Origin of the sequence: Arthrobacter sulfonylureivorans (assembly GCF_022637435.1) — a bacterium.
Taxonomy (GTDB): Bacteria; Actinomycetota; Actinomycetes; order Actinomycetales; family Micrococcaceae; genus Crystallibacter; species Crystallibacter sulfonylureivorans.
The window spans coordinates 3,586,428-3,599,829 of sequence record NZ_CP093326.1 but is presented as its reverse complement, the minus strand read 5'-3'; the positions used below and the strand labels follow the sequence as shown (position 1 = coordinate 3,599,829).

The window sequence follows — 13,402 nt, the reverse complement described above, 5'->3', positions numbered from 1 at the left end:
CCCGGGCCGCAGGGAGTGGCCAGAGCCCGGACGCAGGGCGTTAGGAGTTCCGTTGCTGGACGTCCAGGGCGCGGATGGCCACCAATTCGTTGCTGATTCGGCGGTCCAATTCAACCGGTTCCAAAGTCTCTGACCCGCCGTGCGTGCGCAAGTACAACAGCGCGGTCAGCCGCAGCTCACGCCACTCGCGCTCCGCCGTGCGGTCGGCGGCAGCCATCGCCCGGTGGATTTCTTTGTCATAGAGGTTCGGTTCGTTCAGCTGGCGCTGGCGGACCTCGGCGTTGATCTTCGCGCGGAAGGGATCCTCGTCGGCGTCGTCCGGAGTGCGCAACGTGTCGGCCAGCCGCAGCGCTTCCGCGCTGTCCTCTTCGCTGCCAGATTCGCGCAGGATGTAGGCGGCCATGGCCAGTGCCGACTCGATCCATTTCCACCGGCCGAAGTTCCCGTCGAAGGGCTGGTCGATGATCAGTCGGCACACCGTGAGCGCGCGCTCGCGGTCGTCCAGTTCCACGAACAGCGTGTGCGCGAGGTCCCGCACGTCCTGCAAGTGGCTGCCGGCTTTGGCATTGAGCCCGCGGCTCAAACGGGCGGCCAGCCGCTGCACTCCGGCATTGCGGGCGTGCGCGCGGGCTACCGCCACCACCACGGCTTCGGGGGTGCCCTCCTCGGCGGGAATCAGTTCCAGATCATCCTGCGCCAGCGCGCCGGGCAACTGGGCGGGCCGGCGTGAGGAAGCAATGCGGATGCGCGACCCGTGGGCAATGCGCACCCGGCTGCCGTCTTCCAAGGTAGCCACCACCACCGCCGGAGTGCCGAAATCATCGGGTACGACGGCGGTGTCCGCCACGGGTGCGGAATGCTCACCGGAGCGCGTGAGGAACCGGGCACCGGCGCCTACGCTTTCGGCCTTGACATGGTGGATGAATGTCTCGGCCTGTTGTTCGGTCATGGGTAATTCCTTAGTCACGCTCGCGATCGTCAGAACAGTATATGAAATCGTTACCTTTCGGTTGGGAGGCCCGCTGTGGTGTGCCGCGAAGCGCCATGATGAAACGATGGATCGTGAGCGGCATCTCAGAATCGGTCAGGTCGCGGGAGCACGGCGAGCACGGGAGCACGGGGGGTGCGCGTCAGCGCGTCGGTGGTTCTGCCCACCGTCGGTTTGTCGCCTGGATGACGGCATATCGGTGTGTTGCTTGGGTGACGGACCATCGGTTTGTCGCCTGGATGACGGCCTGACTTGGCGGACGGAGGCAGCAGACGCCACATTAAGCCAGGGGAGCCAGCGCTGCTGTCGCCGAGCCGTCCTTGGCGCAGGCTGCGGAAGATGGGCGTACAGCATGCGCCACATTGCCTGCCGAGTCGTAAGCAAAACTGGCGCTGGTCCGCTCCTTTGGGCCGGGGGCCGTGGGGTCTCTCAAGCAGGCACGAGGAATGCTGATCATTCCTCAGGGAGTGTGGCGCCCGCTGCTCATGGAGGGGAAGGGGCACCGCCCCAGCAAGGGGCACCAGACGGTCCGGGGTCTGAGCCGTGCCGACGGAGAATGTCCTTGCCCGAATTATTTGGTATCCGGAGCGGGATCGAGGACCAAAGGTGACCGCGATCGCCGATAGCGTCTAAGACATCGAAAAGCTTCCGGAACCGCATCTTCGTTAAGCCTCCGGGAAGCGCACCAACGCACAGCAGCCCTACGTTCTGTGAAAGTTGAAGCCTGCCATGAGCATCCTCTTTGCCCCCGAGGCCCGCAGCGGCCAGGTGCCGACGCACGCCCCCGTTCAGCCCGAACAGCTCCGCGGCCAGAGCCACCTGACCGTTCTGCTGCGCGCCGCCGGCCTGATCCTGATAGATCTTGCCAACCGGCGCAGCCGGCGGCCGGTCACGCTGAAGCGGCTGCGCTGTCAGGACCAGCACCAGGAGCAGTCCCGCGACCTGGCCGCCCAGATGTACACCTGGACGCTGCCCAGGTAGGAGCACCTCTCGACCAAGGCGTAGGCGGACCTCTCGACCAAGGCGTAGGAGCGCCGCCCGACCGGCGGGCCGACACCGCGTCCCGATCATCGAGGAGTCAGCAGGCTCCCTTTTCGCGGCTGAAAAGGGCGCCTGCAGAATCTTCGTCGGGGTTTTGCGGTGCGGGGACCAGACAACCGTGCCGGATCGGTGGTTAGCGGCACCAGCCGGCGTGAGCCAGCGCCTGGCGCAGGAGATTGCCGCGGCCGCCGATGAACTCGGACTGGACCGCATGGCTGAGGGCATCCTCCGGCGTCATCCAGCTCAGCTCAAGTGCGTCCTGCCGTGGGTTGCATTCTCCGGTGACCGGGATGACGTAGGCCAGCGCCACGGCGTGCTGCCGGTCATCGGTCAACCCGGTCTCGGACGGCGACGGGAAATACTCCGCCACGGTGAACGGCACCGGGCTGGCAGGCAGCTGCGGAAAAGCCAGCGGCCCCAGGTCCTTTTCCAAGTGGCGCAGCAGGGCAGCGCGGACCGTCTCGCGGTACATCACCCGTCCCGATACGAAGGTGCGGACCATCTCGCCTTCATCGGAGGCCTGCAGCAGCAAACCGATCTCCGTCACGTAGCCCAGCGAGTCCAGCCGCACCGGCACTGCCTCCACGTAGAGCATCGGCAGGCGTTGCCGGGCCTCGTGCAGATCCTCGTTGGAGAGCCAGCCGGGATACGGGTCGGGGGTGCGTACACTCATGTACTTGTTCTACAGCACCGTTGCGATGCCAGTCACGCCAGCCGTCCGGAACGGCGCGTCCGGCCCGCGATCCAGTGACGCGCCTTGAGCGGTGGCCCGGTCTGTATTAGCGTGCCGCTGGGTCAGTCGGTGTCGGCGGGTCTGGACGAGGCATCCGGCCGGACGGTGAACCGGAGCATCCGGATGGCAGGCTTCGCGCCGTCCGGATGCTCCACCAACAGGGCCTGCCCGGCGGCCTCGTCCGCCACAGAGCCGGTGATCCCCGCTGCGGTGAGGCGGTCCCGCAGGGCGGTGAGGTCGTCGTCGTACTCAAAGGAAAGTTCCAGCTGCTCCGCTGCGCCGTGCCGCACGGCGACCAGCCCGCCGTTCTTCGCCGCGAAGTCCGCCCATTCGCCGGCGTCGCCGAACCGGGGGTGCGCGCCGATCCCGCGGAGGGTGGCAACTGCGCCCGGGACATCCGGCGTCACCCAAACCGGCCTCACGGCCAGCGCCGGATCCGGCTGGTCTGGGCCGGGATGGTTGCCGAAGGAGGGCGAGGCAGGGTCGGCCAGGAAACTGAAGCCCGACGGCGCCGTAATCCTGACCGTGCGGCCGTGGTCGGCGTCCTCGATCGCCGCCTTGGTGCCGTCGGCTGCGGTGCGGCGGGCGAACTCGTCCAGGTCGCGGACCTCGAAGCCCAGCCGCACGTGGCCGTCCGCGGGGTCGCCGGCATCGACCCGGCGCAGCCCCAACCGGCCGGAGGCGGCGTCAAACTCCAGCCAAGCCCCGCCGTCGTCGGCCGCATACACCAACCCGGCGGCGGTCAGCAGCTCCCGCCACGGCTCGATCCGGGACGTGAACACAACGGGGCGCACGCGCAGCACGGCATTCTCCTTCAGGTCAGCAACGAAGATACTTCAGAAACTACTAGACGCCGAGGCCGCGCCGTGCTGGCATAAGGGCATGCCCGCAGAACTTCCGGAATTGCTGTTGCCCGACGCCGCCGCCTGGCGGGCCTGGCTGGAGGAACACCACGCCGCGTCGGCCGGCGTCTGGCTGATCCTGCACAAAAAGGGCGGCACGGTGACGGAACTGGACTACGCCGGGGCCTTGGAAGAGGCCCTGTGCTTCGGCTGGATCGATGGGCAGGCGCGCCGCCGGGATGCCGAAAGCGTTTTCCAGCGGTTCACCCCGCGCGGTAAACGCAGCATCTGGTCGCAGCGCAACGTCGGGTATATCGAAAAGTTGGAGCAGGCCGGCAAGATGCACGACGCCGGCCGGGCGGCGGTGGCCGCTGCGCAGGCCGACGGCCGCTGGGAGAAGGCCTACGCCGGGCCGGCCACGGCCCAGGTGCCAGCGGACCTGGCCGCGGCGATCGCGGCCGTCCCGGAGGCGCAAGCGATGTTCGACGTGCTGACCTCGCAGAACCGCTTTGCCCTGATCCACCGGCTGGGCCAGCTGAAGACCGACGCCGGCCGGCAGCGCAGGATCGCCGACTTCGTGGAGATGTTGGCGCGGCACGAAACACCGTACCCGCAGCAAAAAATGCCGTCCTGACCCCTCGGCCCGCGGGGTGCCGCCGGGTTCAACCGGCCGGCGTTGCCGCCGGGTTCAACCGGCCAGCGTGGCGGCGGCCTCCAACGTCATCCACGCCTGCAATTGGGTGGAAAGTTCAAGGACTGTTCCCGGCTCGGGCTTCCCGGCGGCCGGTGCCGCGGGGTCGGCGGAGAAGACCAGGACCTCCCAGCTGCGGTGGTTCTCGATGGCCCGCCCGGCCCAGAAGCCTTCCGCGGTGTCCGCGACCATCCGCGCGGCCAGCTCGCGGACCTCGCCGGGCAGTTTCTCGGACCGGGCCGCCACGGCCAGGTAGCGGGCCAGGATCCCGGTGAACAGTCCGCCGTCGCCGGCGCCGTGTGTGCGCAGGACGAGTTTCCGGCCCTCTTCCTCGGTGACTTCGGGCTGCTGCACCAGGCCAGCCGCGATGCCGTGCACCAGCTCGGCCGCACGCCGCAGGTCGGCATCCCGGCCCACCGCCAGCAGCGCCGCCAGCACCGGTCCTTGGTTGTAGGTATAGACGTCCGGCACCAGGGCGGGTTTCCCGCCGGCGACGCGCACGCCGTCCAGATACAGCCGCCGCTCCGGTGCGTAGAGCTCGGCATCCAGCCAGTCCAGCAGCCGGGCGGCCTGGCCGGTGTCGCCCGAACGGGCCAAGTACAGTGCCGTCGGCGCCGTGGCCGGCGTGTTCTTGAAGTCCCGGGCGGTGCTCCAGAACAAGCCGCCGCCCAGGTCGGAGGTGTGCGCCGATTCCAGCTGGGGCAGCAACCGGCGCGCCGCGGACTTGGACCGAAAGCGCGGCTTGTTCGCGTCGGCCGCCAGAGCATCCAGCCGCTGCGTGGCCAGGGCCAGCCAGGCCATGTCGTCGTAGTAGGCGTTGGGGAAGCGGAAGCCATTGCGCCATCTCACTGTGCGCAGCAGCCGGGCAGCCAGGCGTCCCGCGCTCGGTCCGTTGCCGCCGTCGTAATGCTGTTCCCGGCGCAGTTCCCGCCGGCCGGCATCCACCAGGCAGTCCAAAAAATGCGCCTGCCACCAGTAGTGCCACGGTCCGGTCCAGCCGGGCGCGGGCCGGCGGACGGCGCCCAGCAGCGTAAAGGGCAGCCCCAGCAAACGGTGGCCGAAATGGCGGACGACGGCGATCGCCGCCTCGTCCGCGCGGCCCGCCGTCAGCGTGGGGTTGGGCGGGCGGAAGGCTCCGCCGCCGCCGGGCAGGGTGGGCATGGGCACTAGCCTAACGGCCGTCTAGTGCCCAAGCGGGCCGGGCATTCTGCCGGTGGGCCCCCGCCGGTGACGGCGGCGTGCTCCGGGCCACACTAGGCTGGGATGTGCGGTGCCGCCGGTGGACGGCGGCGGAGAAAGCACGTTGACAGGATGAGGAGGACCCAGTGGAGGTTTCCGGAGCCGTAGCTCTGATTACCGGCGGAGCATCAGGACTGGGAGCGGCGACGGCCCGTCGGCTGCATGCTGCCGGCGCGTCAGTGGTGCTGATGGATCTGCCCGGTTCGAAGGGGGAGGAGTTCGCCGCCGAACTGGGGGAGCGGGCCGTGTTTGTGCCCGCCGATGTGACCGTTGAGGACCAGGTGCAGGCTGCGGTGGACCGGGCGGCGGCGCTGGGGCCGCTGCGCATCCTGGTGAACTGCGCCGGCGTCGGCACGCCTGGCAAGGTGCTGGGGCGCGGCGGCGTGCTGCCGCTGGAAGCGTTCAGCAAGGTGGTCCAGATCAATCTCATCGGCACGTTCAACGTGATCCGGCTGGCGGCCGCCGCGATGGCCGCGACCGAACCGGTGGAAACCGAACTGGGCGGCCCGGAACGGGGCGTCATCATCAACACGGCCTCGGTGGCGGCCTTCGACGGCCAGATTGGCCAGCCGGCCTACGCCGCCTCCAAGGGCGGGGTGGCGGCGATGACGCTGCCGCTGGCCCGGGAACTGGCGCGCTCGCTGATTCGGGTGGTCACCATTGCGCCCGGGATCTTCGAGACTCCCATGATGGCCGGACTGCCGCAGGAGGCGCAGGAGTCTCTGGGCCATCAGGTGCCGCACCCGTCCCGGCTGGGACGGCCCGCGGAATACGCCGAACTTGCCGCGCACATCGTGGCCAACAGCATGCTCAACGGCGAGACCATCCGGCTGGACGGCGCCATCCGGATGGCACCGAAGTAGGCCGGACAGGTTGGGAGCGGCAGGCTACCTCAGGCTTGCGGGGTATCTGAGGCGGCGGGCTCCCAACGAGGCGGGCCACCCAAGCCAGCGGACCCGGGACGCGACGGGCCCGGGAGGCGACGGGCCCGCGGTCGGAGGGCCGCCGCCGTCGTACGCTTGAGGGGATGCCGCGGCCACGCTGCGGAATCCGCCGCCCCGGCACAAACCGGCAAGCCCTGTTGGACGCGAAAGGACATGTCCCATGCCCCACGCCGCCCGCGATCGGGACCTCGACGCGAGCCTGCGCGCCGACGTGCGCCGGGTGAGTACGCTGCTGGGCGAATCTCTGGTGCGCCAGCATGGGCCGGACCTGCTGGATCTGGTGGAACAGGTGCGGCTGCTGACCAAGGAATCCAAGGAAGCGGCGCGCGGCGAGGGCGAAGCGACCGGGCCGTGGACCGCCCGCGACGTGATCGACCAGGTCCGCGAATTGCTCGCCGGGTTGGACGTAGACGAAGCCACCGATCTAGCGCGGGCCTTCGCCTTCTACTTCCACCTGGCCAACGCCGCCGAGCAGGTGCACCGCGTGCGCCAATTGCGCGTCCGGCCCGAGGAGGACGGACAACTGCTCCGCACCGTCGCGCAGATCGCCGATGAAGCCGGACCGGAAGCGCTGCAGCGCGCGGTCAACCAGCTGGACGTCCGGCCGGTCTTCACCGCCCATCCCACCGAGGCGTCGAGGCGGACCGTTCTGGACAAGCTGCGGGCCATCTCCGATCTGCTCTCCACGACGACGGCGGAGGGCAGCACCGCGCGGCGGCGGCAGGACCGGCGGCTGGCCGAGATCATCGACCAGATGTGGCAGACGGACGAGCTGCGGCACGTGCGGCCCAGCCCGGTGGACGAGGCGCGCAACGCGGCCTACTACCTGGGCAACATCCTTACCAACACCATGCCGGAGCTGATGGGGGACCTGGCCGAACTGCTCTCCGAACACGGCGTGACACTGCCCGACGACGGTGCCCCGCTGCGTTTCGGCTCGTGGATCGGCGGCGACCGGGACGGCAATCCGCATGTGACCGTGGACGTGACGCATGAGGTCTTTCAGCTGCAGAACCAACATGCGGTGCGGATCAACATCGGCTTTGTGGACACCCTGATCGCGGTGCTCTCCAACTCGACGACGATCGTGGCCGCCACCGGCGAGCTGTTGGACTCCGTGGCCGAGGACCTGGCGAACCTGCCGGGCCTGGACCCGCGGGTGCGCGAGCTGAACGCGAACGAGCCGTACCGGTTGAAGCTGACCTGCATCAAGGCGAAGCTGCTCAACACCAGTGCCCGGATCCAGCGCCGGCTGCCGCACGAACCCGGGCGCGATTACAGCTCGACGGCGGAGGTGCTGGCCGACCTGGCGTTGATCGAGCAGTCGCTGCGCGCGCATACCGCCTCGCTGGTGGCGGACGGTTCGCTGGCTGCGGTGCGTCGGGCGGTGTCCACCATCGGACTGCATCTGGCCACCTTGGATTTCCGGGACAACGCGGGCAAACACCACAAGGCCGTCGCGGCGCTGCTGGCGGCGCGGGAGGCTGAGAGTGTGCCGGCCGGGGTGCCTGGGAGTGGGCCGGCTTCGGCGGCGGGTGCGTCGGGATCCCCGGCACCGGTGGGCGGGCCGGCGTCAACGGTGGTCACAGATACAGCCGTTTCGGTGGATCCTGCCGCGCCGGGAGGTTACCTGGAGCTGGGGCCCGGTCCGCGGCAACGGCTGCTCTCCTCGTTGCTGCTCTCGCCCGGGCCGCTGGCACCGCCGTCGTCGTTGAAAAAGAAGCGAGCGCGCACACTGGAGGTGTTCCAGGCGATTGCCGATGCGCTGCGCCAGTACGGCCCGGACGCGGTGGAGACGTACATCGTGTCCCGGGTGCGCGGCGCAGACGACGTGCTGGCGGCGGTTGTGCTGGCGCGCGAGGCCGGCCTGCTGGAACTGAGCGGGGCCCAGCCGGAGGCGCTGATCGGGTTCGCGCCGCTGCTGGAAAGTGTGGAGGCCTTGCGCAGCGGCGGCCAGATTCTGGACGATCTGTTCTCGGATCCGCAGTACCGCCGGATCGTTCAACTGCGCGGCGATCTGCAGGAGGTCATGTTCGGCTACTCGGACTCCAACATGGAAGCCGGCGTGGCCACCAGCCAGTGGGAGATCCATAAGGCCCAGCTGGTGCTGCGGGACGTGGCGGCGCGGCACGGCGTGCGGCTGCGTTTCTTCCACGGCCGCGGCGGATCGGTGGGACGTGGCGGCGGGCCGACCTACGACGCGATCCTGGCCCAGCCCAATGGCGCGCTGGCCGGCGAGATCAAGTTCACCGAGCAGGGCGAAGTCATTTCGGACAAGTACACGCTGCCGGAGCTGGCGCGGGAAAACCTGGAGCTGGCGCTCGCGGCCATGCTGCAGGCGTCGGCCCTGCATCAGGAACCGAGGACGTCGGAGGCCGAGCGCGGCCGGTACCACGCGGCGATGGAGGAGATCTCCGGCGCGGCCTACGGGCGCTACCGCTCCCTGGTGGAGCATCCGGATCTGCCGGAGTATTTCCGGGCGTCGACGCCGGTGGAGCAGCTGAGCGCAGTGAAATTCGGTTCGCGTCCGGCGGACCGCCCGGAGGCCGGCCCCGCCGCCGGTCCGGGGTTCGGCAAGCTGCGGGCCATTACCTGGGTGTTTGGCTGGACCCAGTCGCGGCAGATCGTTCCCGGTTGGTACGGCGTGGGCAGCGGACTGCGCGCCGCCCGGGCCGCCGGCCTCCAGCCGCTGCTGCGCGAGATGATCAGCAACTGGCACTACTTCCAGTCCTTCATCTCGAACGTGGAGATGACGCTGGCCAAGACCGATCTGGACATTGCGGCGCATTACGTCTCCACGCTGGTTCCCGCCGAGCTGCGGCACCTGTTCGACGACATCCGCGCCGAGTACGAACTCACCGTGGCGGAAATCCGGATGCTCACGGGCGAAAACCAACTGCTGGACAACCAGCCGGTGCTGCAGCGCTCGCTGGACGTCCGCGACCAGTACCTGGACCCGATCTCCTACATGCAGGTGGAGCTGCTGCGGCGCATCCGGGCGTCGGAGCCGGACGAGGCGCTGCAGCGGGCCATGCTGATCACCGTGAACGGGATTGCCGCCGGCTTGCGGAATACCGGGTAGCGCAGGGCGGGCTGCGGGCCGGGAACGGGGCCGGCGCGCGGCGGGCGCGTGGCCGGTACGCGGCGCGCGCGGCTGGCGTGGGGCGCGGCTGCCGGTCCGGTGTGCGCCGGATTAATGAATCCCCGGCCTCCGCTCCCACGTATCGGCCAAACGTCCCACGTTTTGGACGACCAATACCGCCCTGACCTGTGACGATGTCGGCGGGCCCCGGCAAGACGTGGGAGCGAGAGCGGCGAGCAGATGACATCCGGCGTGGCGGCCACCTCTGGCGCGGCCGGCGGCCGCGGGCTCGCTGCCGGCGATGAGCAGGCCGGGCTCGTCGCGAGGCCGGCGCTGTCCGGGGCTGGGGGTTCCCCAGTCAATAACTGTCCATGTTCAGCAATAACTGTCCACGTTTCAGGCGAACTACCCCCCTCTGACTAGGCATGATGCTTAAGCATCCGGTAAAACGTGGACAGCGCAGGGAGGGGCGCCGCCTGCGTCCGGTGCCGGCCTGCGGACGGTGCCGCTCCGGGTGCCGCCCGCGTCCGGGTGTCCCTGAACGCAGTTGCCAGTCCCGGCCAGCCCCGCTCCCCCGCCGCGCCGCCCTCCGTGGGGCGTGTGACCCGCCCCCTCACACCGCCAGGGACGCACTTGCCGTGCCCCCGCCTCCGCCGCCCCACCCCGCCCCCGCCGCCCCGGCCGACCCACGCCGTCCCGACCGACCCACCCCACCCACCCAGCCACCCCTTCCGTCCAGCGGAAACGTGCGGTTGCCCGGGGCAGCCCGGCGCGGCATGCTGTGGAGCATGACCAAGCTGCTGCCTTCCGGAAACCTGTTCGGCCACGACGTCACCGCCGCCATCGACGCCGAACCGGACGGAGTCCTGCAGCTGGATGAGCATCTGGCGCTGATCTGGGAGCAGGCCGCACCGCTACTGACCGTCCGGGACAACGACGCGCACACGCTGTACGCGGTCGGCCTGGCCCAAGCCATGCTGGCCGCACATCCGGAGGCCGACGCCGGCGTCGTGCTTCCGGCGATCATGCTGCACGACATCGGCTGGTCCCAGATCCCGCCGGACGAGGTGCTCTCCGCCATTGCCCCCGGCGGTGGCCGGCCCGACCTGGTGCTGCTGCACGAGAAGGAAGGTGCCCGGCTGGCGGCGGGAATCCTGGAGGGCGCCGGCCACACGGCGGAGCTCATTCCGCGCATCCTGGAGATCATCGACGGGCATGATTCGCGCAAGGAGGCGCTCTCGATCGAGGACGCGATCGTCAAGGACGCGGACAAGACCTGGCGGCTCAGCCCGCACGGCCTGGACACGGTGATGGAATGGTTCGGGCTGGACCGCGGCCAGGCCTTGCGGCTCTGCAGCCAGCGCGTGCTGGGCCACCTGTTCACCGAGGAGGCCGAGGCCATGGCCCGGGCGCTGTCCGCGCTGGAATCGGCCACGCTGTGGCCTCAGCGCCAGGTGCTGCTCGGACGCTAGACTCGGTGTCGGCCGGCTGCCGTCAGGGCGCCGGCGGTGGAGCCCGGATGGAATGACGACGGCGGTGCCCGGCTCCGCGGGTCCGCCTGCGGAACGTGGGAGGCAGCATGGCCGGCGGCAGCCGCGAGTCGGGGCGTTCGGTCACGTCCCGCGTCCTGGCCATCCTTGAAGCTTTTGAACAATCCCGGACCGCGCTGAGCCTGACCCAGATTGCCGAGGGTTCCGGCCTGCCGCTGAGCACCACGCACCGACTGGTTGCCGAACTGACGGACTGGGGCTTCCTCTCCCGCGGCGCCAACGGCCGGTATCAATTGGGCATTCGCCTGTGGGAGTTGGCGCAGAACGCCGGCCGCCAATTGCGCGATGCCGCGCGGCCGTTCGTGCAGGACCTGTTTTCGCTCACCGGAGAAACCTCCCAGCTGGCCGTCCGGGAGGGCCATGAGGTGCTCTACATCGAGCGCATCTACGGAACCAAGCGCGTCCCCCGTGCCTCCAGGGTGGGCGGACGGCTGCCGATGCACGCCACCGCCGTCGGGAAGGTCATCCTGGCGTACGAGGAGGAATGGGTCCGCACCGCGTATCTGAACCGGCAGTTGGAGCGATCCACGGCCCACACCCACATTGTCCCCGGCCGGCTGGCCGAGGAGCTGGACCAGATCCGCGAGCAGGGTTATGCCACCACGCTGGAGGAAGTCCGGCTGGGCTCCTGCTCCATCGCCGTGCCGGTCTTCCATACCGGCAGGATTGGTGCCGGCCTGGGGCTGGTGCTGCTGACCTCCCAGGCCGGGACGATGACCCGGCACCTTCCGGCCCTGCGCGGGGTTTCGGCGCAGATTGAGCGGGCCACCGCGCATATCCCGCTTGAATCGCTGTTGGGCAGCCATGCCGCACGGAAAACCTGAACCGCTCGGGGCGCTGACGGCGCATCAACTGGGCCCGTCAGGCTAAGCAAGCAAGAGACGCTAAGCACTATTGGTTTCCACTCAGTGGAAGCGGTAGGTGTGCGTCACATGGTGACGTAGGCAACACTGGAGTCAGATCAACCCGCTGGTGTCGGAAACGGCTGCCGCGGGAGCCGACCCCAAGGAGTTCCAGATGTCATCCTCAACCGAAACGGCAGCTTGTCCGTTTGGCCACGGTGCCCAGGCCCCTGCCGGACACCACGGCTACGAGCCGTTCCAGATGAAGGACCCGTTCCCGGCCTATGCCGAGCTGCGGAACGAACAGCCCGTCATGTTCGACGAGCGGGTCGGCTACTACGTCCTCTCCCGCTACGACGACATCAAGGCGGTTTTCGACGACTGGGAAACCTTCTCCAGCGAGAACGCCCAGGCTCCCGTGCGCAAGCGGGGCCCGCAGGCCACCAAGATCATGGAAGAGGGTGGCTTCACCGCCTACTCGGGACTGTCCGCCCGCCGGCCGCCGGAGCACACCCGGATCCGGGCGGTGGCCCAAAAAGCCTTCACCCCGCGCCGCTACAAGGCGCTGGAACCGTTCATCCGGCAGAACGTGGTCGACCAACTGGAAGCGATGCTGGCCCGCCCGGAGCACCGCGGCGAACTGGTCAAAGACCTGGCCTACACCGTCCCGACGGTCACCATCCTGACCCTGATCGGCGCCGACGTCTCCCAGGTGGACACATTCAAGCGCTGGTCCGATTCCCGCGCGGCCATGACCTGGGGCGACCTGAGCGACGAAGAGCAGGTCCCGCACGCCCACAACCTGGTGGAGTACTGGCAGGAATGCCTGCGCCTGGTCCGCGTGGCCCATGAAGAAGGCGGCGACAACCTGACCGCCGACCTGGTCAAGGCCCAGCAGGACGGCGCGGAGATCAGTGACCACGAGATCGCCTCGATCCTGTACTCCTTGCTGTTCGCCGGGCACGAGACCACCACCACCCTGATCGCCAACTCGCTGCGCGTGCTGCTGGCCCGCCCGGAACAGTGGCAGCAGCTGGTGGAGGAGCCCAAGAAGATTCCGGCCGCCATCGACGAAGTGCTGCGTTTCTCCGGCTCGATCGTCGGCTGGCGCCGGAAGGCGCTCAAGGACACCGAAGTGGGCGGGCTCAAGATCCCGGAGGGCGGCGAGCTGCTGCTGCTGATGGGCTCCGCCAACCGCGACGGCGCCCGCTTCGAGGAGGGCGAGGAATTCGACATCTCCCGCGGCAACGCCCGCGAGCACCTGTCCTTCGGCTTCGGCATCCACTACTGCCTGGGCAACATGCTGGCCAAACTGCAGGCCAAGATCGCGCTCGAAGAAGTGGCGCGGCTGGCACCCAACCTGAAGCTGGAGAGCCCGGAGGGCATCGAGTTCCGCGAGAACATCTCCTTCCGCGTCCCCGAAACCGTTCCCGTTAGCTGGGAGGCCTGA

General features: G+C 69.1%; 11 protein-coding genes. 7 read left to right on the top strand and 4 right to left on the bottom strand.

The genetic code is table 11. From position 1 onward, the window contains the following. Window positions 1-40: 40 nt before the first annotated feature. Window positions 41-949: a DUF6707 family protein gene (locus MNQ99_RS16565; protein WP_127513358.1), complete on the bottom strand. Its 909-nt coding sequence runs from the start codon at window positions 947-949 to the stop codon at window positions 41-43. Between the two features lie 768 nt (window positions 950-1,717). Between MNQ99_RS16565 and MNQ99_RS16560 the strand changes: the two genes are divergently transcribed. Beyond that, window positions 1,718-1,969: a hypothetical protein gene (locus MNQ99_RS16560; protein WP_127513357.1), complete on the top strand. Its 252-nt coding sequence runs from the start codon at window positions 1,718-1,720 to the stop codon at window positions 1,967-1,969. Between the two features lie 193 nt (window positions 1,970-2,162). Here the strand turns inward: MNQ99_RS16560 and MNQ99_RS16555 are convergent, their stop codons facing one another. Both MNQ99_RS16555 and MNQ99_RS16550 read right to left on the bottom strand, forming a co-directional pair. Then, the gene (locus MNQ99_RS16555; RefSeq protein WP_127513356.1) at window positions 2,163-2,702 is read right to left on the bottom strand and encodes an NUDIX hydrolase family protein; all 540 of its coding nucleotides are present in this window, start codon (window positions 2,700-2,702) and stop codon (window positions 2,163-2,165) included. A 122-nt stretch (window positions 2,703-2,824) separates the two neighbouring features. Then, window positions 2,825-3,565, bottom strand: coding sequence for a VOC family protein (locus MNQ99_RS16550; protein WP_241913714.1), 741 nt, complete (start codon window positions 3,563-3,565; stop codon window positions 2,825-2,827). Window positions 3,566-3,644: 79 nt separating this feature from the next. Between MNQ99_RS16550 and MNQ99_RS16545 the strand changes: the two genes are divergently transcribed. Further along, window positions 3,645-4,238 carry a YdeI/OmpD-associated family protein gene (locus MNQ99_RS16545; RefSeq protein ID WP_241913713.1) on the top strand — a complete coding sequence of 198 codons (594 nt, stop codon included), beginning with the start codon at window positions 3,645-3,647 and terminating at the stop codon, window positions 4,236-4,238. A gap of 54 nt (window positions 4,239-4,292) precedes the next feature. Here the strand turns inward: MNQ99_RS16545 and MNQ99_RS16540 are convergent, their stop codons facing one another. Continuing rightward, the gene (locus MNQ99_RS16540) at window positions 4,293-5,456 is read right to left on the bottom strand and encodes a glycoside hydrolase family 76 protein (RefSeq protein ID WP_241913712.1); all 1,164 of its coding nucleotides are present in this window, start codon (window positions 5,454-5,456) and stop codon (window positions 4,293-4,295) included. A gap of 164 nt (window positions 5,457-5,620) precedes the next feature. On the opposite strand from MNQ99_RS16540, the gene MNQ99_RS16535 reads away from it, so the two are divergent. The 5 genes from MNQ99_RS16535 (at window position 5,621) to MNQ99_RS16515 (ending at window position 13,402) form a co-directional block, all read left to right on the top strand. Next, window positions 5,621-6,397, top strand: a complete 777-nt coding sequence (locus MNQ99_RS16535) for a 3-hydroxyacyl-CoA dehydrogenase (protein WP_241913711.1) — start codon at window positions 5,621-5,623, stop codon at window positions 6,395-6,397. A gap of 241 nt (window positions 6,398-6,638) precedes the next feature. Next, window positions 6,639-9,560 carry a phosphoenolpyruvate carboxylase gene (locus MNQ99_RS16530; RefSeq protein WP_241913710.1) on the top strand — a complete coding sequence of 974 codons (2,922 nt, stop codon included), beginning with the start codon at window positions 6,639-6,641 and terminating at the stop codon, window positions 9,558-9,560. 788 nt (window positions 9,561-10,348) lie between these two features. Beyond that, window positions 10,349-11,032: an HD domain-containing protein gene (locus MNQ99_RS16525; RefSeq protein ID WP_241913709.1), complete on the top strand. Its 684-nt coding sequence runs from the start codon at window positions 10,349-10,351 to the stop codon at window positions 11,030-11,032. A 107-nt stretch (window positions 11,033-11,139) separates the two neighbouring features. Further along, window positions 11,140-11,934: an IclR family transcriptional regulator gene (locus MNQ99_RS16520; protein WP_127513351.1), complete on the top strand. Its 795-nt coding sequence runs from the start codon at window positions 11,140-11,142 to the stop codon at window positions 11,932-11,934. A gap of 193 nt (window positions 11,935-12,127) precedes the next feature. After that, window positions 12,128-13,402: a cytochrome P450 gene (locus tag MNQ99_RS16515; protein ID WP_241913708.1), complete on the top strand. Its 1,275-nt coding sequence runs from the start codon at window positions 12,128-12,130 to the stop codon at window positions 13,400-13,402.